We start from the raw sequence: 21,981 nt of genomic DNA on the forward strand, positions 1-21,981 counted from the left end.
TACCGGTCACAGCAGCTGCTGGAATGCCTCTGGTCGCACCATCTCGAGCACCAGAGGCTTCCATTGCGGCGCTCGGTCCTTGTCGACCAACACTGCACGAACACCCTCGGCGAAGTCCGGTTCGGTGATGATCCACGCCGCCATCCGCAACTCCCGATCGAGGCATTCACGCAACGTGCTGTCTGCTCCGCGTGCGATCAGCGCGTCGGTGGCCATCAGAGATGTCGGCGACAGCGTCGCCAACTGGGTCTTCGTCGTCCGCGACCACGGTGTGTCGCACACCAGTGCGTCGATGATGTCGACGAGCGATTCCTTTTCGAACACCGCTGCCACCGCCTCCGCGTCGAACGACAGCTCGGTCGTCGACGGCGCAGTGGTGTATCGATTCAACACCTCGTCGACGGCAACGCCGGCGAGTATGTCTGTTTTCAGGCTCTCCACCGAGTCACTGGGGCAGAAGTGCGTCGCCAATCCCAGTGCGAGCGCATCGGATCCGGAGATACGAGTTCCCGTCAGCGCCAGGTAGCGTCCGACATGGCCCGGCAGGCGCGACAGAAAGTAGCTCGACCCGACATCGGGCACGAACCCGATCGCCGTCTCCGGCATGGCCAACACGGCGTTCTCGGTGACGATGCGGATGTTGCCGTGAATCGAAATGCCCAATCCACCGCCGAAAGCCGCGGCTTCGATCACGGCGATGTACGGCTTGGGGTAGTTCGCGATCAGTTCGTCGAGGTCGTACTCCGCCGCGAAATACGCCGGGCCGGCCTCGTTGTCACCGTCGACGACGGCCTGCCGAATCGCCTTGATGTCCCCGCCTGCACAGAATGCCCTGGGTGAACTGCTCGTCACCAGAACGGACGTGACCGCATCGTCGTCTCGCCACGCGTCGAGTGCGGTGCGGATGCCCTCGATCATCGCACCGTTCAACGAGTTCAGAGCCTCCGGCCGGTTCAGGACGATATGCCCTACTCCGCCCACGATCTCGGCTTCGACAACGGCCACTGTTGACTCCTTCACACGCAGATCGTTCGACGCGTAACAGTAGCGCTATTCGCGAGACTCGACCGACCGCGGACGCGCGTCATCGGGAATGTCGGCGGCGAGACAGGGCCGCTCTTCCGCAGTGAACCACCCTCGATAGAGAAACAGCTGTCCGAGCACCGGACTCTTCACCTCGATCTCGATGCGATGCCGTTCCTCGGCCGCATCCCACCACTCCCGACCGATCGTCACTGCCGACGCCACCTTGGGCAACTTCGGTGCCAGCGGGCCGAGCAGGAATCGCGGCACCTCGCTCTCGAGGATCAGCCCGCCATCGGTATCGACCTCACACCTGGTGTGCACCACCATGTCCGAGGAGAAACCCAGATAGTCCAGGGCATATGCGTCGGACTCGGCGGAGGACACCATCACCGAGTTCATCCCCTGCGGGCGACCCGCGAAAGCGAAGCGACGCACGAAAGACATTGTCTCGCGGCCCAATTCGTCGACATACGCATAGTTGGCAATGGTGAACGGCACGTCCTTGCCGACACCGGCGGGAAAGAGACCGCGCTTGCGTCCGGCCCACAGCAACGGCGGCGGCACCAGCCGAGAATGCGTCATCTCCTCCATCACGCCCACTCCGAACTGAGCGAGATCGTCCGAGGACTGCAATCCGAAGCGCCACTGAACCTTGGGATGCAGACGGGCAAAATCCGAACCGAGTACTTCCGCGACGACCGATGTCATGACCCCAGTATGCGCTGCGCGCACGTGCACGAAACTTCGTAGCAGGCTACGAGTTACCAGTCACATGCGGCGGAGCCGCACTACTCCAACTCGGCGGCCAGTTCCATCCATCGTTCCTCGGCGACATCCTTGTCGGCGACGACCTGCTTGAGTTCGGTGTCGAGGGCGACGAGCTTGCCCTGCTCGGTGGACGCGTCGACGAGTTCGGCGTGCAGTTCGACCTCACGCTTGGAGAGCCGGAGGACGAGCTTCTCGAGCTTGCTGAGTTCCTTACGGGCCGCGCGCTCGGAGGCCGCATCACGGGTGGCTTTGCGCGGCGCACTTCCGGTGGTCAGCGAGTCCGGCGTCGCGTCGGCGGCGAGGACGGCCCGCCTGCGCAGGTACTCCTCGATGCCGCCCGGCAGGTTGGTGAGCTTGCCGTCGCCGAACAGTGCCCACGTGGAATCACAGATGCGCTCGATCAGGTACCGATCGTGACTGATGACGACGAGAGTGCCCGCCCAGCCGTCGAGGATGTCCTCGAGCTGCTGGAGGGTGTCGATGTCCAGATCGTTGGTGGGCTCGTCGAGCAACAGCACGTTCGGCTCGGCCATCAACACGCGAGTGAGCTGCAGCCGACGACGCTCGCCACCGGAGAGATCTCCGACGGGAGTGCGTTGACGCGCCGGGGTGAAACCGAGCCGCTCCGCGAGCTGCCCCGCAGAAATCTCTCTGTCGCCCAGCGTGATCCGCTCGGCCACTTCCTTGACCGCGTCGAGAACACGCAGCTTCTTGGGTAGGTCGTCCAATTCCTGCTTCAGCCAACCGATCTTGACGGTCTGGCCCTGGATGCGCTTGCCGGCAGCAGGTTGCAGTTCACCGGCGAGCGTGCGGAGCATGGTCGTCTTGCCCGAACCGTTGACGCCGACGAGACCGACGCGCTCACCGGGAGCCAGGCGCCAGGTGAAGTCCTTCACCAATTCGCGGCCGTCGGGGGTCTCGAGGCGCGCGTCCTCGAGTTCGATGACGACCTTGCCGAGGCGGCGCTGAGCGAACGAGGACAACGCGACGGAGTCACGCGGGGCGGGAACGTCGGCGATCAGAGCCTCGGCCGCCTCGATGCGGTACTTCGGCTTGGAGGTACGGGCCGGGGCACCGCGGCGCAGCCAGGCCAGTTCCTTGCGCGCGAGGTTGCGTCGACGCTCCTCGGACGCGTCGGCCTGACGGGACCGCTCGGCCCGGGCGAACACCCAGTCGTTGTAACCACCCTCGTAGGCCTCGACGCCGCCACCGACCACTTCCCACGTGCGATTGGCGACGGTGTCGAGGAACCAGCGATCGTGGGTGACGACCACCAGCGCACTGCGACGGCTGACCAGGTGCGCAGCCAACCACTGCACGCCCTCGACGTCGAGGTGGTTGGTCGGCTCGTCGAGCACCAGCAGGTCGAGATCGTGAACCAGGGCCGCTGCCAACGCCACTCGTCGACGCTCACCGCCCGAGAGGTTGTCGATCGGCGCGTCGAGTCCCGAACTTCCTGCAGGCCCGAGATCGGCAATACCGATGCCCGTCAGGATGTTTCGCACCCGAGAGTCGCCCGCCCACTCGTGCTCGGCCATTCCGAGTGGGTCGAGGACAACCTGGCCGACGGTCGAACCGGGAGGCAACACGCCGCGCTGCGTCACGACGGCCATCCGCAGACCGTTGACGCGGCTGACGCGTCCCGAATCGGGCGGCTCGATGCCCGCGAGCACCTCGAGGGTGGTGGTCTTGCCGCCGCCGTTGAGGCCGACCATGCCGATGCGTTCGCCCTCCTGCACGCCGAGGGAGACGCCGTCGAGCAGCGGCTTGACGCCGAAGGACTTGCTGACGTTTTCGAGATTGACGAGATTGACCATCAGGAAAAACCAATCGATTCGCTAGTGACAACACGAGCACCGGGAACCGGTCCACTCGCAACACGGACGGTGCGGCACACGCCTGCACCGGAGAGTTCAGCGCTCACCGACACCGCCGCGTCGGCGTCGGCGCACAGGAACGCGCAGGTGGGGCCCGAGCCGGACACGATGCCCGCCAACGCCCCGGCGGTGACTCCCGCACGCAGCGTGCGACGCAACTGCGGCATCAGCGACACCGCAGCGGCCTGCAGGTCGTTGCCGAGCAGCGGCGCGAGTGCACGCGCATCGCCGGACGCCAACGCATGCATCAGATCCTCGGTACCGCCGAGGCGAGGCGGATCACCCTTGGCCCGCAGTTCGTCGAGCTCGTTGTAGACGGCAGGCGTTTGCAGACCGCCCTTCGCCAACGCAAGCACCCAGTGAAAACTGTTGCGCGAGAGCACCGGAAGCAGCTTCTCCCCGCGACCGGTTCCGACCGCCGTTCCGCCGTGCAACGAGAACGGCACGTCGCTGCCGAGTTGAGCCGCCACCTCGTCGAGCTCGTCGCGCGAGAGATCGAGGTGCCACATCGCGTTCAGTGCCACCAGAGTCGCGGCAGCGTCGGCACTTCCGCCTGCCATCCCACCAGCCACCGGAATTCCCTTGTCGATGGTGATCTCCACCGACGGCTCCCGTCCGACGCGATGCCCCAGCAACTCGGCGGCCTTCCACACCAGATTCCGCGAATCGGTGGGAACCACCCTCGCGTCGTCGCCGCGCACCCGAACCGAGAGCGTCTTGGCCGGAACCACCGACAGTTCGTCCGAGAGCGAGAGCGCCTGGAACACCGTCGTCAGCTCGTGAAAGCCATCGGGACGCAGGTCACCGACCGACAGATGCAAATTCACCTTCGACGGGGCCCGAACGACGACGGGTGTGGGAACGACAGACAGCACGAGTAACCACAGTAGTGGAGAAACAGCGACCGAGTTCACCACCAGGGCCGACACCTGTCGAGCCTCGCGCACCCCAGTTCGAGCAGCGGTCGACGATTCCATCCGGCTCTGCGGTCCGGCCATGGCACCTCCTTGCCGGTCCGCTCCGATTGCTATACGTTCGTACTATACATTCGTACAGACGAGGAGGATTCATGAATAAGCACGACGGGGCACTTGTTGTCGGAATTGCCATGCTCATCGGGGGACTAGTTCTGTTCTTCGCCTTCAGAGACGTGGAGACACCCGTCATCGGCGTCCGCCAGGCCGGTGCCGTCATCGCGATTCTCGGTGTGATCGATATAGCGGCGACTGTCGTGTCGAAGATCGGGTCGACGCGACCGCAGGATCGATGACCGACAACCGGCTACTCGAGGGTGTACTGACAGTCCTGGCGGAGCAGGGCGTCGGTGCCCTGAGCGTTCGCAGTGTCGCCGCCGCAGCGGGGGTCTCACCCGCACAGGTGCAGTACTACTACCGCACGAAGACGGAGTTGGTGCGCGCCGGCTTCGAGTACGCGGGCACCCAGTTCCTGGAGGATGTAGCGGCCGCACAGCCCAACACGCTGATGGATGTCGTGCGGCAGTGGCTCCCACTCGACGACTCACGCGAACGACGCGCGCGCGTTTGGCTGGCCTACGCAACTATTTCGGCAGTCGACCCGGAACTTGCTGCCGCCTCGGCACAGCTCGACGAAGAGCTTCGCCGATGGTTTGTCGACCGAGGCCTTTCCGCTACCGCCGCCTCGCAACTCTTCGCATTGATCGACGGCGTCACCGTCCAGTGCCTCATGATGCCTCGATCGGCACGACCATCGCTGGTCGAGCGAACAATAGTGCCGTTCATCTCCGGCCTCGAGGCAACTTCGTAAAGGTGACCCGATCGATGCGGACCGAACATGTCCGCAATGCGTGGCATCGTGACGTCATGAAGGAAACATCGGCTCGGTTGTTGCGGCTGCTGTCCCTGCTGCAGACGCGTCGGGATTGGGCGGGCGCGGAATTGGCGGAGCGACTCGACGTCACTCCTCGGACGCTGCGGCGCGATGTGGACAAGCTGCGCGACATCGGTTACCCGGTCAATGCGACGCCGGGAGTCGGTGGTGGCTATCAGCTCGGTCCCGGTGCCGAGATGCCGCCGCTGTTGCTCGACGACGACGAGGCGTTGGCGGTGGCGTTCGGGTTGCAGTCGGCGGCCGGTGGCTCGGTGGCGGGCATCGGCGAGGCGTCGTTGCGGGCGTTGACGAAGTTGCGGCAGGTGATGCCGTCGCGCATCCAGCATCGGCTCGACGCGTTGCGGATCGACGTGGTGGAGCAGACCTCGCGTTCGGCGGTGGATGCGTCGGTGCTGTCCGCGGTGGCGGCGGTATGTCATGCCCACGAGCGGTTGCGGTTCGATTACCGCAAGCACGACGGTTCCGAGTCCAGGCGCGAGGTGGAGCCGTACAGCCTGGTGCGGGCGGGGGCACGCTGGTATCTGCTGGGTTGGGATGTGCTGCGGGAGGATTGGCGGTCGTATCGAGTGGATCGCCTGGATCCGAAGATTCCGACGGGTCCGCGGTTCACTCCGCGGGAGCTGCCGCCGGGCGGTGCGGCCGCGTTCGTCTCGAAGGGAATCGATCGTGCGTTCACTCAGGTTCAGGCGCGGATCGCGTTGCACGCCCCGATCGAGCAGATCGCCCCGATGATCGACGAGCAATGGGGCACACTGGAATCCATCGACGAGGGCACCTGCGCGGTGGTGTTGGCCGGAGATTCGCTGCCCTCGATCGCGCGGTGGCTCGCAGCGTTCGACACCGATTTCACAGTGCTCGATCCACCGGAACTACGCGAGGAATGCCGCATCGTGGCCGAGCGGCACGCGAGACTGAACGAGCGATACCTGGCGGCGGTTCACCCTCCGGTAACCGGTACGTGAGTCAATGGGCAGATGACGACACCACTCGGTTTCGACCCGAAGTTCCTGGCCGACATCGACGTTCCCTTGCCCGATCGCGCCGATGTGGTGGTTCTTCCGTACACGCACTTCTCGGTGTCCATCGACCCTGCCCGACGCCTCGCCGCGGTCACCGGCGTCAACATCGACGGCGCGAGCCTGCAGGATGTCGGACGCGGAGACAACTGGCGACTCGACGATCGACTACCGCCAGCGCAGCAGGCCGGCAACGAGTTGTACCGGAACAACGACCTCGATCGCGGGCATCTGGTTCGCCGGCGAGATCCGGTGTGGGGTGAGCGTGCAGTGGCCGAGCGCGCCAACGAGGACACGTTCCACTACACCGTGTGCGCTCCGCAGACGGCCACGCTGAACCAGTCGAAGACACTGTGGCTGGGGCTCGAGGATTACGTGCTGGGAAACGCCGAGCAGTACGACCGAAAGCTCTCGGTCTTCAGCGGCTGCATCTTCGCCGACGACGATCCGATCTACCGGGGCGTCGCCATTCCGCGGCAGTTCTTCAAGATCGCGGCCTGGTCGCAGGATTCGGCTCCAGCATGCACCGGATACGTTCTCGATCAATCGCCGTCTCTGGACCCGATCCTCGACAAACCGCTGCGGCTCGAGACCGATCCCCCGCCTCTCGGCCCGTACCGGACCTATCAGGTTCCGGTGGCCGACATCGCGTCGATGACAGGCCTGGACGTGGGCATTCTGATCGACGCCGACCGCTACGCGCCGGTGGCTGCTGCCCGCGAGGGCGCGTCGACGTGGACCGAGCTGACTGTCCTGACGGACATCCACCTGTAGAGAGTGGGCCTCAGGCTTCGGTGGCGGCCAAACGGACGAAAGCTGCGGCGTCGATGGTCTCGCCGCGAGCAGTGGGGTCGATCCCGGCCTCACGCAACCGCCGTTCGGCGGCAACCGGGGAGCCTGCCCACCCGGCCAGGGCTGCTCGTAGGGTCTTGCGTCGCTGCGCGAAGGCGGCATCGATCACCGCGAACACGGCCTTGCGATGCGCGGTGTCGGTCGGCCACGGCGGCTCGGCGTAACGATCGATGCGGACCAGCCCCGACTCGACCTTGGGTACCGGCCAGAACACCGAACGGCCCACTGCGCCTGCCCTTTTGACATCCCCGAAGAATCTGGCCTTGACGCTGGGGATGCCGTAGATCTTGCTTCCCGGTACCGCGGCGAGTCGATCGGCCACCTCGGCCTGGACCATCACCACGGCGACGCGAAGGCTCGGCAGTTCCGAGAACAGATGGATCAGTACGGGAACGGCAACGTTGTAGGGCAGGTTGGCCACCAGAGCGGTCGGCTCCCCCGCAATGTCCGCGGCTCGTACGCGCAGCGCGTCGGCCTCGATCACCGTCAGCCGATCGGCCAAATTGGGGGCCCGGTCGGCCACCGTCGTGGGCAATCGGTTCGCGAGCTTGGGGTCGATCTCGACGGCGATGACGGCCTCGGCGACATCGAGCAGCGCGAGTGTCAGCGATCCGAGGCCGGGGCCGACCTCGAGGACCGTGTCCTGCGGGCCCACACCCGCGGAGGCGACGATGCGTCGAACGGTATTGGCGTCGTGCACGAAGTTCTGCCCGAGTTGTTTGGTGGGGCGCACGTCGAGCTCGGCGGCGAGGGAGCGGACTTCGGCAGGACCGAGCAGAGCCGCAGATCCCCTCACATGTTCGGACACGGCGGAAACTCTACGGGACTAGCGGTAACCCAGGCGCGAGGTGCAGGCTGGCCATGCGCCCCAGCCCTGCGACTTCTGCGTCACCGACGCGATGGCGATCTGTTCCTCGCGGGTGGCGAGGTCGGCGCGCGGTGCGTACTTGAGGCCGCCCTGGCGTTCCCAGGTGTTCTGGTCGAATTGCACGCCGCCGTAGAAGCCGTTGCCTGTGTTGATCGCCCAGTTGCCGGTCGCCTCGCACTGCGCGAGCGCGTCCCAGATCGCACCGTTCTCCACCGGCGGCACTTCGGTGCCCGGCTTCGCTCCGACGCGAACGGTCTTCGGCTGCGCGGGTACCTTGACCGTCTCGTCGACCTTCTCGCGACCGACCTCGACGCCGTTCACCATGTTGATCTTCCAGGTGATGTCGGAGACCCCCGGCGCACCCGGGTTCTCGACGACGGTGCGGCTCATGTTCATCGTCGGATCCTCGATGCGCTGCTCAGGAGCATCGGTGTCCGTGGTTTCGGTCTTGGTGACGGTGCGGTCACGCGTGACGACGATCTCGGCACCATCGGTGACGGCTGAGTCAGGGTCGGGGCTGACGGTGTCGGCTTCCTCGAGCGGCGCGCCCGCTGCTTCGAGGAATTCACGCACGGTCGGTGCGGCCAAGGTGACCGGCGCGGCAGGTGCTCCACCGTCGACGAGCGAGACCTGCTTGGGCAGTGCCACATCGAGTTCGGTGCCGTCGAGCGGCAGCCGCTCCGAGCGCGAGGCGGAGACGTGCACGTCCTCGGCCAGACCGGTCTGCTGCAGAGCTTCCTCGACGGTCAGGGCGGTGGTCCAGATGTTCTCGGGCTGCCCGTCCACGTTCAGCGTGATCTCACGGGCGCGGCGCAGGACCACGGTGTCGCCGTCACTGAGATCGGAGTCCGGCGCGGGAACGACAAGATCCTTGTCCGACGGCGCATAGCCGGCGTCGGCCAGAGCACTGTTGACGTCGGTCTTCATCGTGCTCAGCGAAATCATGTCGCCGTCGACGTCGATGGTCACGGTCTTGTGACGGCTCACGGCCATGACGCCACCGGCGACGAGCGTCATCAACAGGGCCGCGACGACCAGGTAGAGCGTGGTCGAACGGGCGGAGTTGAGGCGTCTGATAGTCGACAAGTTTCGTATTCCTGGCGGTTGCGAGCTGACTTCGGCGTCGAAACGCCCGAGTTCGGTCACGGTACGGTAACGAATTAGTACCCACGCCGCAACTTCAGCAGCTACAGGCCGTACACGCGCTCCGCATTGGCCGTGGCGTGCGCAGCGAGCTCTGCCGGATCCTGGCCTCGAATCTCGGCCAACGCCCGCGCGGTGTACGGCAGGCAGTACGACTCGTTGGGAGCACCGCGGAAGGGATGCGGAGTGAGGAACGGTGCGTCGGTCTCCACCAGCACCAGCTCGTCGGGCACCAGTACCGCGGCCTCCCGCAGTGCGTGCGCGTTCTTGAAACTGACGGTCCCCGAAAAGCTGAGAACGTAGCCGGCGTCGACGCACGCCTTCGCGGTCTCGGGACCGCCGGAGAAGCAGTGGAAGATCACCGTCTCGGGAGCGCCTTCCGTCGTCAGCACGGCGAGCAGGTCCTCGTCGGCCTCGCGATTGTGGATCATCAGCGGCTTACCCAGTCGTTTCGCCAGATCGATGTGCCACCGAAATCCGTCGTGCTGCTCGGCCACCGTGGCGCACCCGTCGAGCTTGCCGGGCCAGTAGTAGTCCAGCCCGGTCTCCCCGACGGCAACCACGCGAGGGTCGGACGCCAATCGCTCGATCTCGGCCTTGGCCGCGTCGTCGAGCACGTTCGCGCGCGTGGGATGGATCGCAACCGCGGCCCACACCCGAGGATCCCAGGACGCCGCGTCGACCGCGAACCGCGCGGCATCGAGATCGTCGGCGATCGTGACCACGCGCGTGACACCGACGGACTCGGCCTTGTCCACGATCGCGGCCACACTCGCCGCGTCGGTCGCCCCACACGCATCGAGGTGGGTGTGCGCGTCGACGAGAGTGCCGACGGGCTCGGGCAACGGTGGTGCGGGACGGTCTCTGCTCACGCTAGTTAGAGTAGGCGCACCATGACTGCGCCAGCTGATGCCTCACGGCCACCCTTCTACGTCACCACGGCGATCGCGTACCCCAACGGCGCTCCGCACATCGGACACGCCTACGAGTACATCGCCACCGACACCATCGCGCGCTTCAAGCGCCTCGACGGCTACGACGTGCGATTCCTGACGGGCACCGACGAGCACGGCCTCAAGATGCAGCAGACCGCACAGACCGAGGGCGTGGACGTGCGCGAGCTCGCCGCGCGCAACTCCGACGCGTTCCAGGCTGCGCAGGACCTGCTGAAGATCTCGTACGGACGGTTCATCCGCACCACCGACGCCGATCACCACGCCGCCAGCCAGGAACTGTGGAAGCGGATGGAGGCGAACGGCGACATCTACCTCGATTCCTACTCCGGCTGGTACTCGGTGCGAGACGAGGCGTTCTACACCGAGGCCGAGACCACCCTCGCCGAGGACGGCTCGCGCGTCGCGACGGAGACCAACACTCCCGTCGAGTGGACCGAGGAGTCGTCGTACTTCTTCAAACTGTCGCAGTACCAGGACAAACTGCTCGAGCTGTACGACGCGTCGCCGGAGTTCATCGCGCCGAACACGCGCCGGAACGAGATCGTGAATTTCGTCAAGGGTGGCCTGCGGGATCTGTCGATCTCCCGAACCACGTTCGACTGGGGCGTTCCCGTCCCCGGCGATGAGAAGCACGTGATGTACGTGTGGGTCGACGCGCTCACCAACTACCTCACCGGTGCCGGCTATCCCGAGACCGAATCCGAGTCGTACCGGAAGTTCTGGCCTGCCGACCTGCACATCATCGGCAAGGACATCACGCGCTTCCACACCGTCTACTGGCCGGCATTCCTGATGTCTGCGGGCATCGAGCTACCCAAGCGGGTGTTCGTGCACGGGTTCCTGAACGTCAAGGGCGAGAAGATGTCCAAGTCCCTCGGCAACGTGCTGGACCCGAAGTCGTTGGTGGAGAACTACGGTCTCGATCCGGTGCGCTTCTTCTTCCTCCGCGAGGTCTCGTTCGGTCAGGACGGCAGCTACAGCCACGAGGCCATCGTTGCGCGCGTCAACGCCGACCTGTCCAACGAACTGGGCAACCTCGCGCAGCGTTCGCTGACGATGGTCGCCAAGAACCTCGAAGGAAAGCTCCCCACACCGGGCGAGTTCACCGCCGAGGACGAGGCGATGTTGGCTCGCGCGGACGCGCTGCTCCAGATCTGCCGACGCGAATTCGACGTGCAGGCAATCCATTCCGCACTCGAAGCGATCTGGTCGGTACTCGGCGAGACCAACCGCTACTTCTCGCTGCAGCAGCCGTGGGTGCTGCGCAAGACCGATCCCGATCGCATGGCCACCGTGCTGTACGTGACGATCGAGGTGCTGCGCATCGTCAGCATCCTGGCGCAACCCGTCATGCCCGATTCCGCGTCGCGCATCCTCGACCTGCTCGGGGCGTCGAACCGCGAATTCACCGACATCGCAACACGTTCGGTACCCGGCACTGCACTGCCGACCCCGACGCCGGTGTTCCCCAAGTACGAGTAGAGCGCTCCGCGCACGTGAGCGAAACCTCGACCCCCACTACGAGTTTCCGCTCACGTGCGGCGAAGCCGCTCTCACAAGGTCTTCTCGAGCTCCTCCAACGTGTTCTCCAGATGCGTCAGCATGCGCTGCAGATGCGGCACACTGCGTCGGCATCCGATGAGACCGAAGTTCAACGAATCACCGTTGCTGGCGACGGTGATGTTGAGCGCCTGCCCATCGGCCACGATCGACGCCGGGTAGATGCCGTCGAGTTTCGCACCGTTCCAGTACAGATCTTCCTTGGATCCGGGCACGTTCGAGATGATGACGTTGAACGGCGGCGGGGTGTAGTCGACGAATCCCGGCACCGGACCGAACAGCAACGGGGCCATGGTGATTGCGCCGACGGTGAGCGCTTCTAGGAAGTTGAGTTCGCTCATCATCTGCTTGCCCTTGACGGTCGAATCCTTGATTCGCTCCAGCCGCAGAAGAGGATCGGATTCGTCCGTGGCCAGGTTGCACAGGATGGTCGTCACCGAGTTTCCGGCGTCCTTGTCGTCGCCCTCCTTGCGCAGCGAGACCGGCACCATGGCGATCAGCGGTTCCTCGGGCAGTTCGTTCTGGTCGATGAGATACGCACGGAGGGCCCCGGCGCACATCGCGAGCACCATGTCGTTGAGCGTGGCGTCGAGCGCAGTCCCGACCGTGCGAATGCGCTCGATCGACCAACTTTCGGCGGCGAAACGGCGGGCTCCTCCGATGGGCACGTTGAACATCGTCCTCGGCGCCTGCAACGGCAGTTGTGCACCCTCTTTCTTCAACGCGCGCAACCCGATTCGAGCCGATGCCGGCGCAAAATCCACCAGGTCCCCGACGATCTTGCGTCCCATCGAGAGCCCACTGCCCAGCTGCGCCAACCGCCCGGGCTGCTCGACGGCGACCTGCTTCTTGCGCCTACCGAACAGCGACGGATCCCACGTTGCGACGCCGTTTCGATCGTCGGGATCGGTGGTGAGCGTGCGCTGCATCAGCTTCAGTGCACTGACACCGTCGACCAACGAGTGATGCACTTTGGTGTACAACGCGATTCGGCCGTCTGCCAATCCCTCGATGATGTGTAGTTCCCACATCGGCCGGTAGCGGTCCAGCGGTGCGCTGTGGTTGAGCGAAAGGAACTGGAACAGCTCGCGAATTCGTCCCGGTTGAGGCAACACGGTTCGTCGAACGTGGTACTCGAAGTCGACGTCCTGATCGAATGCCCACGCCAGGTTGCCCATGATCTGCACCGGACGCGACGGCCGCTTGCGGAAGAGCTCGTGCACCTCACCGGTGGTGAACTTGCGGTGCACTTCCTCGGCGAAGTCGTGCGGATCGCCGGGCGGGACGAACAACTCCAGACCGCCCACGTGCATCGGGTGCTCCCGTGACTCGGCGATCAGAAACATCGATTCGGTGATGGGCATGAGTGCCATGAGCTGTCCCTTTTCCATTTGTTTTAGGTCACGGTACGGCACCGAATGTGACTCAGAACACGACCTTACGTCTGGTCACGAAAAGCTACCCGCTATTGTCCGTTACCAGGGGTTCCAAATAGAGCGGGGTTCCAACGCACGGTGCACACGCGCCGCGCAACGACAACGGGGATGGAGGCGACGGCTATGAATCCGGCGCTCACCGTAGTGAAATCGACCGACCCGACAGCCACCGCACGCAGGCGCGATATCCGTGGCGCGAGTGTGCAGTCACAGATTCTGTCCAAGTCCCTGCAGTTCACGGTGCGACCGTTCCTGACCGTCTGGGCACAGGCACCGTCGCTTCCGTGGCCGATGGGGCTGGTCGACTACGCAGGCCTGCTCGTTCCGCAGATCAGCGGTACCACCCGCAGCCGGGTCATGTTGGCCGAGTGCGAGGCCGAATGGATTCGCGCCGAGGGCACCGGAAGCGATCGCGTCGTCCTGTACATGCACGGCGGCGCATTCGTCTGCTGCGGCCTGCGCACTCATCGCCGGATGACCTCGCGCGTCTCCGAGAACATCGACGGCGCTGTGCTGTCGGTGAACTATCGCATGATGCCTCGCAATCCGATCAGCCACGCGGTCGAGGACGGCGTCGACGCGTACCGCTTCCTGCTCGACTCCGGTTACCGCCCGGAACAGATCGTCCTCGGCGGTGATTCGGCGGGCGGATATCTCGCGTTCATGGTCGCGCTGGCGCTGCGCACCGTCGATTTGCCCGCCCCCGCAGGGATCTTCACCATGTCCCCGCTGACCGACATGGACCCCTCCGGCAAACTCGACCACGAGAACGCGTCGAAGTGTTCGATCTTTCCGCCCAACGCCGTTCCCGCACTGACAGCATTGGCCGATCGCGTCGATGCGCGCATCGTCGTAGAGGGCCAACGGGGCCCGCGGGTCTCACCCGTCGACAGTGATCTGGCCGGCATGCCGCCGGTGCTGATCCAGGTCGGTTCCACCGAAATGGTCTATGCCGACGCCGAACTCATGGCTCAGCGTCTCGCTGTCGCCGGAGTCGAGTGCGAACTTCAGGTGTACGAGGATCAGGTCCACGTGTTCCAGGCAGCCGATTTCGTTCCCGAGGCCCGCCGCGCGCTCAGAGCGATCGGCGAGTTCGCGCGGAACGTCAGCCCCCGCAGAGAAAGCTGAGATACCTTCTCCCCATGGCAGTCACAGCGAACAAGTCCGTCGACATCGACGCAGACGCAGCGGCAATAATGGAAGTACTCGCAGACGTCGAGGGCATCCCGTCGTGGTCCCCGGTCCACAAGAAGTGCGAGGTCGTCGATCGGTTCGACGACGGCAAGCCACACCACGTCAGGATGAACGTCTCGATCATCGGCGTCAACGACGAGCAACTCGTCGAGTACACGTGGTCGGAGAACGAGGTGTCGTGGACACTCGTCGAGAGCACTCAGCAGAAGGCCCAGGACGGCCGATACACGTTGACGCCCAAGGGCAACGGCACCCATGTCGAGTTCGAGCTGACCGTGGACCCGAAGATCCCGCTACCCGGCTTCCTGGTGAAGAAGGGAACCAAGACGATCCTCGAAGCGGCCACCGAGGGTCTGCGTCAGCAAGTGGTGGGCTGAGCCCCTACTGCTCCTTACGTGCGGCGAGAACGGCCTCGTAGACCTCACGTTTGGAGACGCCGTCGACCGCCACCTGAGCGCAGGCGTCCTTCAACCGCATGCCCGACGCCACCAGCGTTTCCACGTCGGCAACGAGATCCTCGGGCTCTTCGGCGACGGCGACGGCTCCTTCGAGCACGACGGTGATTTCTCCGCGCACCCCGTCCCTCGCCCATTCGAGCAACTCCCCCAGGCCGCCGCGGCGCACCTCCTCGTAGGTCTTGGTGAGCTCCCGGCACACCGCGGCGCGGCGGTCGGGGCCGAGGACGTGGACGGCGTCCTCGAGGCACGCGACGAGACGGTGCGGTGCTTCGAAGAAGACGATGGCACGCGGTTCGGCGAGCACGGTTCGGAAGTAGGTGCGTCGCTGTCCTTGCTTGCGCGGCGCGAATCCGTCGAAGCAGAAGCGTTCGACGGGCAGACCGGACAGCGCGAGGGCCGTGGTGACCGCGCTCGGCCCGGGCAGACAGGTCAGCGGCAGACCGGCCTCGACGCAGGCTGCCACGAGGCGGTAGCCGGGGTCGCTCACCGACGGCATCCCCGCGTCGGTCACCAGCAACACCGTCTTGCCCTCGCCCACTGCCTCGACGAGAGCCGGAAGGCGGGCGGTTTCGACCTGGTCGTAGAAGCTGACCACTCTTCCTGCGATCACCACGCCGAGCGAGGACGCGAGTTGTTTGGTGCGCCGGGTGTCCTCGGCGGCGACGATATCGGCAGTGCCGAGGGCATCACGCAGGCGCTGCGAGGCATCACCGACGTCGCCCATCGGGGTGGCGGCAAGGATGAGCATGCCTCCAGTGTCCCGCACGCTGTGCAGCGGCGTGCCGGGCACTGCCGATCAACGCCTACGATCGGTACGTGACCTTGCTGACCTCTGAGCGCTCCGGCGACCGGTCGATGGTCAGTCCCGGGCCCACCGTTGCCGCGCGCGACTGGTTCCACGACACCGATGCCCGCCGCGGGTGGATCGTCACCATCGTCATCACCGTGATCTGCGCGATCACGCGCTTCACCATGTTGCGATACCCCACCGACGCCGGAACCCCGGTGTTCGACGAGAAGCACTACGCCCCGCAGGGCTATCAGGTACTCACCGGCGGCGGGCTCGAGGACAATCCGGCCTACGGGCTGGTGGTGCATCCGCCGGTCGGCAAGCAACTGATCGCCATCGGTGAGGCGCTGTTCGGCTACAACGGCTGGGGTTGGCGCTTCTCTTCGGCCGTGGCCGGAACCCTGTTGGTGCTGTTGGTCATTCGAATCGTGCGACGCCTCGCCCGATCGACACTGGTCGGGGCTATCGCAGGCATTCTGCTCATCGTCGACGGCGTGACGTTCGTCAGCAGCCGCATCGGCATGCTGGACATCTTTCTCGCGCTGTTCGTCACCGCTGCGCTGGGTTGCTTGGTCGTCGACCGCGACGACATGCGACAGCGTCTGTCGAGGGTGCGCGCCGAAGGTCGAATGGACGTCAGCGTGCTCGGTCCGCGAATGGGAGTGCGGTGGTGGCGATTCGGAGCCGGCATCATGCTGGGACTCGCCTGCGGCACCAAGTGGTCGGGTCTGTACTTCATCGCATTCTTCGGATTGTTGAGCGTGGCATTCGATGTGGCGGCACGCCGCGCATACGGAGTTCGACGCCCGTGGCGGGGAACGGCGTTGCGCGACATCGGGCCTGCCCTGTACGCGCTGGTGGTCGTTCCGATTGCCGTGTATCTGATGACCTGGTGGGCGTGGTTCACCTCCGAGACCGGCGTGTATCGACACGAGGTCGGCAGTGGCGTCGGAGCGGGAGGTCCGTTCTCGTTCGTGCCCGACGCGTTGCGGTCCCTGTGGTTCTACAGCAGCAGCGTGCTGCAATTCCATGAGGGACTGACGAACTCGGCGGGCAACCGACACCCGTGGGAATCGAAGCCGTGGACCTGGCCGATGGGTCTGCGCCCGATGCTGTACTACTTCGCCGACGGCGAGAACGTGTCCGGTTGCTCGGCGTCCTCGTGTGTCAAAGCGATCATGCTGATCGGCACGCCCGCGATGTGGTGGCTGGCCCTGCCGATGCTGGCCTGGGTGATCTGGTCGGTGTTCGTCCGACGCGACTGGCGTTACGCCACAGTGCTCGTGGCGTACTCAGCAGCACTGCTGCCGTGGTTCACCACACTCGACCGACAGATGTACTACTTCTACGCGGTGGCTCTCGCACCGTTCATGGTGATGGGCTTCGCACTGGTGCTGGGCGACATCATCGGCAAAGCCACCGCATCGGCCGAACGGCGAGGTACCGGACTGCTACTGGTGTCCCTGTACCTCGCCGTGGTGATCGCAAACTTCGTGTGGCTGTGGCCGATTCTGACCGCAATGCCGATCACGCCGGAGATGTGGCAGCAACAGTTGTGGCTGCCGAGCTGGCGCTGAGCGATTATGCAAGCAGCGCAGTCTTGCCCTTGGTGAGTCCGTCGATGCTGATGCGTCCGGCACCGAAAGCGGCGAGCAGCAGCGCGCCGACCCCGAGAGCGACGACCAGTTCGTAGCCGTTGTCCGCAGCGAACACGCCGTTCTCGAAGTGCACGAAGACGGCCGCACCGAGCATGTTCAGAAACAGCAGCAGGCCGGCGACCGGAGTGAAGATGCCCAGCACGAGCGCACCGCCGCCGACGAGTTCGACGAATGTGGCGAAGTAGGCGGACGCCGTCGGCAGCGGAATGTTCATCATCTCGAAGCTTGCTGCGGTGCCGTCGAGGCCGTAGGTGTTGAGCTTCTGCCAGCCATGGGCGATGAAAACGATACCCAGGCCGATTCGAGCTACGAGGGCAACGACGTCGCGTACGACGGTGGAGTTCATGACAATTCCTTCTGACAGGGCTACACGGGCAGCCCTACCCTGACAGAAGTAGGTTGAAGCGTCAACTTAACTGCCGTTCGCACCCTTGAGGGCAGATTCGAGGAACGAGCGAGCCTGATCGTCGTCCAGCCCGATGGACCGGACCGTCCTGACGAACTCCGTCGCCGCCCGGGCCGCGATGTCGCGCGACGGATCGCCGCCCGACGCGACGAACGAACCGGACCGGCCCCTCGTCTCGATGATTCCCTGCTGCTCGAGCTCCCGGTAGGTCTTCGCCACCGTGTTCGGTGCGATCTTGAGTTCCTCGGCCAGACCCCTGACCGTCGGGATCTTGGTACCGGCGATGAGATCGCCCGATCGCACCAGCCCCAGAATCTGCATTCGTAGCTGCTCGAACACCGGGGTGGTGTCCGACGAATCGATGTGTACGCGCACGGTCGATGCCTTATCCGAGCGCGTCGACTGCGTCGACGATCGAAGTCGGCCCGGACGTCAACATCAGCGTCTTGCGCACGGCCGAGCCGGTATCGAGCAACTGCGCGATCACCGCGGCCACATCGGCGCGGGTCACCTCACCCGAGTCCAGCGGCGGCTCGGTCAGCGATACCGAGCCGGTGGGGTCCTCGTCGGTCAACTTGCCCGGACGCAGAATAGTCCAGTCCAGTCCACTTCTTGCCGAAACATCCTCTTCCGCAGCAGTTTTGGCCTCGATGTACGCCTTCCAGCCGGCATCGAGATCCTCGGCGACCGGCTCCCCGGCACCGAACGAGCTGATCAGCACGTAGCGCCGAACGCCTGCCTTCTCTGCCGCATCGGCCAGAAGCACTGCGCCGGCACGATCGACCGTGTCCTTGCGCTCGGGACCGCTGTTCGGGCCCGCACCTGCAGCGAACACCACCGCGTCCGCGTCGGCGAGCAGGGCAGCAACCTCGTCGACGGAGGCCGATTCGAGATCGATCACCTGCGGCAGCGCGCCCAGCGCGGTGACGGCATCGACGTGGTCGCTGTTACGAATCAGCGATACCGCACGATCTCCGTGCGCCGTGAGCACCTGAGTCAGATGTTGCGCGATCTGGCCGTGGCCACCTGCAATGACAATGCGCTTGTCGGTCATAACCACTCCCGTTCCTGACGTGAATCTGTCGGGGTGGCTACCCGCGTGGCAGGATTGCAAACATGACTGGCTCGGCGACCATCTACCACAATCCCCGGTGTAACACCTCTCGTACGGTCCTCAAAGCAATCGAGGAAACCGGTGTGGTGCCGCGGGTGATTCGGTACCTCGACTCGCCTCCCACCGAGAAGGAACTGCGCGCTCTGCTTGCCGACGCCGGACTCGAACCGCGTCAGGCCATTCGAACTCGCGAGAGCATCTACAAGGAACTGGGGCTGGCAGGCGCGGACGCCGACACGCTGATCGCGGCGATGGTCCAGCACCCGATACTCATCGAGCGCCCGATCGTGGTGACCGACAAGGGCACCGTGCTCGCCCGCCCGGCCGACAAAGTACAGACCGTGCTGTAGAGCGCTACAACCTCTCGCGCGACACCGGGCACGACATGCATCGGGGGCCGCCTCGCCCCGAACCCAGTTCCGATCCGGAGATCCGCAGCACCTCGATGCCCGACGCCTCCAGCCGTGCATTCGTTTCGACGTTGCGTTCGTACGCGACGACGACTCCCGGCGCAATGGCGAGCGTGTTGTTGCCGTCGTCCCATTGTTCGCGCTCGGCGGTGACGTGATCGAGTCCGGTATCGATCAACCGCAGCTTGCCGATGCCCATCGCATCGGCGGCCGCCTCGAGGAACGGGTCACCGCCGCGGATGGTGACCCCTGCATCTTCGCGGTGAATGGTGAACGCGGACAACGCGTCCTGAATCGCCGGGTACATCACCACCGCGTCGGTATCGACCATGGTGCACACCGTGTCCAGATGCATGGACGCGCGCTCCTGCGCGATCGGCACCACCAATACACTGTGCGCCAAATCATCCTCGAACAGGCTGCGCGCCAACGCTTCTGCGCCTGCGGGAGTGGTGCGCTCGCCAACTCCGACTGCCACCACACCCGGAGCGAGCAACAGCACGTCGCCGCCTTCGACCGGAGCGGTCCGCGACTCGTACGCGCGCCGCACGCCGCGAAACATCGGATGGAATGCATAGATCAGATCGGTCAGCGACGTCTCCCGCACACGGGCAGGCAGCGCCAGCGAGGTGATCGCCACTCGGTCGTCTATCCAAAACGACGAGTCGCGGGTGAACAACAGGTTCGGCAGCGGGTCGATGACGAAGTCCCCACCGTGATGCATTCGCCGAACCAGCGATGCCCCGCTCGGTTGCGGGTCCCCCGTCTCCGCCTCGAGCAACTCGTCGAAAGTCATTCCCGCCATGAGGATCTGCGCCAATTCGGCCGCGGGCACACCCCGCAGATGTTGGGCGAGGTCCTCGGCGAGCGACCGGCCGAGCCGTCGGGCATCGACGGCGGCGGAGATACCTTGCATTCGCGCTGCGCCGCTGACCGTCATGGCCTCGGTGAGAAGTTCGCCGAGGAGCAGCACCGTGACCCCTCGACCTCGCAGGAGATCAGCGAACGCGTCGTGCTCGTCCTGTGCGCGATCGACCCACGGCAGACCGTCGAACAGCAGCTGATCGTTGTTGCGCGGTGTGAGGCGTCGAAGCTCGTCTCCCGGCCGGTGCAGCATGACGGTGCGCAGCACCCCTACCTCGGAGTCGGCACCCAACGGGCCCGCAACCGCATCGACACTCATGAACGAACGGTAATCCCATTCGCCTGCCGCCGCTGGGATCAGGACCTGAAGTATTGTCGAGGTCGTGCCGATGCCCGAGTGGAACGTCCGAGAACTGACTCCCGGCCAGCTGTCCGAGCGCAGCGGAGTTGCGGTCTCGGCCTTGCACTTCTACGAGAAACAGGGGCTGATCAGCAGTCGCCGAACCTCGGGAAATCAGCGCCGATTTCATCGCGAAACTCTGCGCCGGGTTGCCTTCATCCGGATCTCGCAGAAGGTCGGGATCCCACTGGCGAACATCCGGCAGGCGTTGAGCGAACTACCGGACGAGCGGACTCCGACACGCGAGGACTGGGCCAGGCTCTCGACGCAGTGGCATCGCGAACTCGACTCTCGGATAGAGCAATTGATCCGGCTTCGGGACAACTTGACCGGGTGCATCGGGTGCGGTTGCCTGTCGCTGGCCGGCTGCGCATTGGTCAACCCACACGACGAACTGTCCTACTCGGGGCCCGGTGCGCGCACACTGGACGTCGATTTCGACGAACCCTCGACTCGACGCGGCTCGAGCAGCTTGGAGAACTGATCGTTCGCCTTCTGCAGTACATATTCGTAGGGCGGGGCGAATTTTCTGGCGACCCAGTACCCGAATCGGATGTCGTTGGAGGAGTAGACGAGGTACTTGCGCTTGGCAATTCCGGCGAGAATGGCATCGGCGACAACCGAGGGTTCCACGGCACGCTTCTCGAACCGGTGTTGCAACTTCTGTACCCGCGGATCGTCACGATCGACGCCGGCGATCTGAAGCGTCTGCACCAGCCCGGTCTTGACGCCACCGGGCACCACCAGGCTGACGCCGATTCCGTGGCGCTTGAGGTCGTATTTGAGTACCTCGGAGACTCCGCGCAGACCGTACTTGCTGGCGCTGTAGGCAGCGTGCCACGGAAGGGGAATCAATCCGGCGGCGGACGAGACGTTGACCAGATGGCCACCCCGTCCGGCGTCGATCATCGGAGGTAGGAACTTCTCGATGATGTGAATAGGCCCCATCAGATTGACGTCGACCATCGATTTCCAGTGCCGGTGTTCGAGATTTTCGACGGTTCCCCATGCGGAGATTCCGGCAACGTTCATCACGACGTCCAGGCTCCCGAACTCGGCGTGAATGTCGTCCGCGAACGCGGTGACGGCCTCGAAATCGGACACATCGAAGGGCAACGAGTGACTGACGGTACCGCCCGCGCGACCGACCAGGTCCACCGTCTCCGCCAAACCGGTGCCGTTGATATCGGTCAGGAAGAGTTCCGCTCCCACTCCTGCAGCAGCGATGGCCGTTGCCCGACCGATTCCGCTGCCTGCTCCAGTGACCAACGTCTTCTTACCGCGCAGATCGTATGTAACCATCGAAGCTTGTAACC

At 64.8% G+C, this 21,981-nt stretch carries 24 protein-coding genes; 10 read left to right on the forward strand and 14 right to left on the reverse strand.

The features are described from left to right. Positions 1–6 precede the first annotated feature (6 nt). From CH291_RS02795 to CH291_RS02810, 4 genes are all read right to left on the reverse strand, one after another. The gene (locus CH291_RS02795) at positions 7–1,005 is read right to left on the reverse strand and encodes an enoyl-CoA hydratase/isomerase family protein (protein ID WP_094686665.1); all 999 of its coding nucleotides are present in this window, start codon (positions 1,003–1,005) and stop codon (positions 7–9) included. A 45-nt stretch (positions 1,006–1,050) separates the two neighbouring features. Then, positions 1,051–1,734 (reverse strand): DUF4166 domain-containing protein, encoded by a 684-nt coding sequence (locus tag CH291_RS02800; RefSeq protein ID WP_094686666.1) that lies wholly within the window; start codon positions 1,732–1,734, stop codon positions 1,051–1,053. An 80-nt stretch (positions 1,735–1,814) separates the two neighbouring features. Then, positions 1,815–3,611 carry an ABC-F family ATP-binding cassette domain-containing protein gene (locus CH291_RS02805; protein ID WP_094686667.1) on the reverse strand — a complete coding sequence of 599 codons (1,797 nt, stop codon included), beginning with the start codon at positions 3,609–3,611 and terminating at the stop codon, positions 1,815–1,817. Further along, a complete protein-coding gene (locus CH291_RS02810; protein WP_094633226.1) occupies positions 3,611–4,546 on the reverse strand; it encodes a 4-(cytidine 5'-diphospho)-2-C-methyl-D-erythritol kinase in 936 nt (311 codons plus the stop codon). The genes CH291_RS02805 and CH291_RS02810 overlap by 1 nt, the downstream gene beginning before the upstream one ends. Positions 4,547–4,740: 194 nt before the next feature. Here CH291_RS02810 and CH291_RS02815 point away from each other — a divergent pair, with 194 nt between their 5' ends. From CH291_RS02815 to CH291_RS02830, 4 genes are read left to right on the forward strand one after another with little or no spacing between them, the layout of a single operon-like run. Beyond that, on the forward strand, positions 4,741–4,941 hold the full coding sequence (locus CH291_RS02815) for a DUF5708 family protein (RefSeq protein ID WP_094686668.1): 201 nt from the start codon (positions 4,741–4,743) through the stop codon (positions 4,939–4,941). Then, positions 4,938–5,456 carry a TetR/AcrR family transcriptional regulator gene (locus CH291_RS02820; RefSeq protein ID WP_094686669.1) on the forward strand — a complete coding sequence of 173 codons (519 nt, stop codon included), beginning with the start codon at positions 4,938–4,940 and terminating at the stop codon, positions 5,454–5,456. Before CH291_RS02815 ends, CH291_RS02820 begins: the two co-directional genes overlap by 4 nt. Before the next feature lie 56 nt (positions 5,457–5,512). Beyond that, positions 5,513–6,502, forward strand: a complete 990-nt coding sequence (locus CH291_RS02825; RefSeq protein ID WP_094639809.1) for a helix-turn-helix transcriptional regulator — start codon at positions 5,513–5,515, stop codon at positions 6,500–6,502. A 12-nt stretch (positions 6,503–6,514) separates the two neighbouring features. After that, on the forward strand, positions 6,515–7,330 hold the full coding sequence (locus CH291_RS02830) for a DNA/RNA non-specific endonuclease (RefSeq protein ID WP_094639563.1): 816 nt from the start codon (positions 6,515–6,517) through the stop codon (positions 7,328–7,330). Between the two features lie 10 nt (positions 7,331–7,340). Here the strand turns inward: CH291_RS02830 and rsmA are convergent, their stop codons facing one another. The 3 genes from rsmA to CH291_RS02845 all read right to left on the reverse strand — a co-directional run bounded on the left by rsmA (position 7,341) and on the right by CH291_RS02845 (position 10,291). Continuing rightward, the gene (rsmA, locus tag CH291_RS02835; protein WP_094686670.1) at positions 7,341–8,216 is read right to left on the reverse strand and encodes a 16S rRNA (adenine(1518)-N(6)/adenine(1519)-N(6))-dimethyltransferase RsmA; all 876 of its coding nucleotides are present in this window, start codon (positions 8,214–8,216) and stop codon (positions 7,341–7,343) included. Positions 8,217–8,234: 18 nt separating this feature from the next. Further along, positions 8,235–9,362 carry a resuscitation-promoting factor gene (locus CH291_RS02840; RefSeq protein WP_094686769.1) on the reverse strand — a complete coding sequence of 376 codons (1,128 nt, stop codon included), beginning with the start codon at positions 9,360–9,362 and terminating at the stop codon, positions 8,235–8,237. Between the two features lie 101 nt (positions 9,363–9,463). Beyond that, entirely contained in the window at positions 9,464–10,291 is an 828-nt protein-coding gene (locus CH291_RS02845; RefSeq protein ID WP_094686671.1) for a TatD family hydrolase, read from the reverse strand. Positions 10,292–10,312: 21 nt separating this feature from the next. Between CH291_RS02845 and metG the strand changes: the two genes are divergently transcribed. Beyond that, positions 10,313–11,857, forward strand: coding sequence for a methionine--tRNA ligase (gene metG, locus CH291_RS02850; RefSeq protein ID WP_094686672.1), 1,545 nt, complete (start codon positions 10,313–10,315; stop codon positions 11,855–11,857). 71 nt (positions 11,858–11,928) lie between these two features. Here the strand turns inward: metG and CH291_RS02855 are convergent, their stop codons facing one another. Beyond that, positions 11,929–13,308: a WS/DGAT/MGAT family O-acyltransferase gene (locus tag CH291_RS02855; RefSeq protein ID WP_094686770.1), complete on the reverse strand. Its 1,380-nt coding sequence runs from the start codon at positions 13,306–13,308 to the stop codon at positions 11,929–11,931. A 171-nt stretch (positions 13,309–13,479) separates the two neighbouring features. On the opposite strand from CH291_RS02855, the gene CH291_RS02860 reads away from it, so the two are divergent. Together CH291_RS02860 and CH291_RS02865 are read left to right on the forward strand one after the other, a co-directional pair. Then, a complete protein-coding gene (locus CH291_RS02860; protein WP_068049791.1) occupies positions 13,480–14,499 on the forward strand; it encodes an alpha/beta hydrolase in 1,020 nt (339 codons plus the stop codon). A gap of 14 nt (positions 14,500–14,513) precedes the next feature. Further along, positions 14,514–14,942, forward strand: coding sequence for an SRPBCC family protein (locus CH291_RS02865; RefSeq protein WP_094686673.1), 429 nt, complete (start codon positions 14,514–14,516; stop codon positions 14,940–14,942). A gap of 4 nt (positions 14,943–14,946) precedes the next feature. Here the strand turns inward: CH291_RS02865 and rsmI are convergent, their stop codons facing one another. Next, positions 14,947–15,771 (reverse strand): 16S rRNA (cytidine(1402)-2'-O)-methyltransferase, encoded by an 825-nt coding sequence (gene rsmI / locus CH291_RS02870; RefSeq protein ID WP_094686771.1) that lies wholly within the window; start codon positions 15,769–15,771, stop codon positions 14,947–14,949. 107 nt (positions 15,772–15,878) lie between these two features. On the opposite strand from rsmI, the gene CH291_RS02875 reads away from it, so the two are divergent. Continuing rightward, complete coding sequence (locus tag CH291_RS02875; protein ID WP_068049825.1) at positions 15,879–17,390, forward strand: dolichyl-phosphate-mannose--protein mannosyltransferase; 1,512 nt, start codon at positions 15,879–15,881, stop codon at positions 17,388–17,390. A gap of 4 nt (positions 17,391–17,394) precedes the next feature. Here CH291_RS02875 and CH291_RS02880 read toward each other — a convergent pair whose 3' ends face one another. The 3 genes from CH291_RS02880 to CH291_RS02890 form a co-directional block, all read right to left on the reverse strand. Further along, positions 17,395–17,817, reverse strand: coding sequence for a DoxX family protein (locus CH291_RS02880; protein ID WP_068049787.1), 423 nt, complete (start codon positions 17,815–17,817; stop codon positions 17,395–17,397). 66 nt (positions 17,818–17,883) lie between these two features. Next, entirely contained in the window at positions 17,884–18,252 is a 369-nt protein-coding gene (locus CH291_RS02885; RefSeq protein ID WP_094686674.1) for a GntR family transcriptional regulator, read from the reverse strand. Between the two features lie 10 nt (positions 18,253–18,262). Beyond that, positions 18,263–18,931 (reverse strand): NAD(P)H-binding protein, encoded by a 669-nt coding sequence (locus CH291_RS02890; protein ID WP_068049783.1) that lies wholly within the window; start codon positions 18,929–18,931, stop codon positions 18,263–18,265. 62 nt (positions 18,932–18,993) lie between these two features. On the opposite strand from CH291_RS02890, the gene arsC reads away from it, so the two are divergent. Further along, a complete protein-coding gene (gene arsC / locus CH291_RS02895) occupies positions 18,994–19,341 on the forward strand; it encodes an arsenate reductase (glutaredoxin) (protein ID WP_094686675.1) in 348 nt (115 codons plus the stop codon). Positions 19,342–19,345: 4 nt separating this feature from the next. Here arsC and CH291_RS02900 read toward each other — a convergent pair whose 3' ends face one another. Beyond that, a complete protein-coding gene (locus CH291_RS02900) occupies positions 19,346–20,584 on the reverse strand; it encodes an arginine deiminase (protein ID WP_094686676.1) in 1,239 nt (412 codons plus the stop codon). Between the two features lie 64 nt (positions 20,585–20,648). Between CH291_RS02900 and soxR the strand changes: the two genes are divergently transcribed. Then, a complete protein-coding gene (gene soxR / locus CH291_RS02905; RefSeq protein WP_094639555.1) occupies positions 20,649–21,149 on the forward strand; it encodes a redox-sensitive transcriptional activator SoxR in 501 nt (166 codons plus the stop codon). Here the strand turns inward: soxR and CH291_RS02910 are convergent. Beyond that, the gene (locus CH291_RS02910) at positions 21,065–21,967 is read right to left on the reverse strand and encodes an SDR family oxidoreductase (RefSeq protein WP_094686677.1); all 903 of its coding nucleotides are present in this window, start codon (positions 21,965–21,967) and stop codon (positions 21,065–21,067) included. The genes soxR and CH291_RS02910 overlap by 85 nt on opposite strands. Positions 21,968–21,981: the final 14 nt, after the last annotated feature.

This window comes from Rhodococcus sp. 14-1411-2a (assembly GCF_002259485.1).
Taxonomy (GTDB): domain Bacteria; phylum Actinomycetota; class Actinomycetes; order Mycobacteriales; family Mycobacteriaceae; genus Rhodococcoides.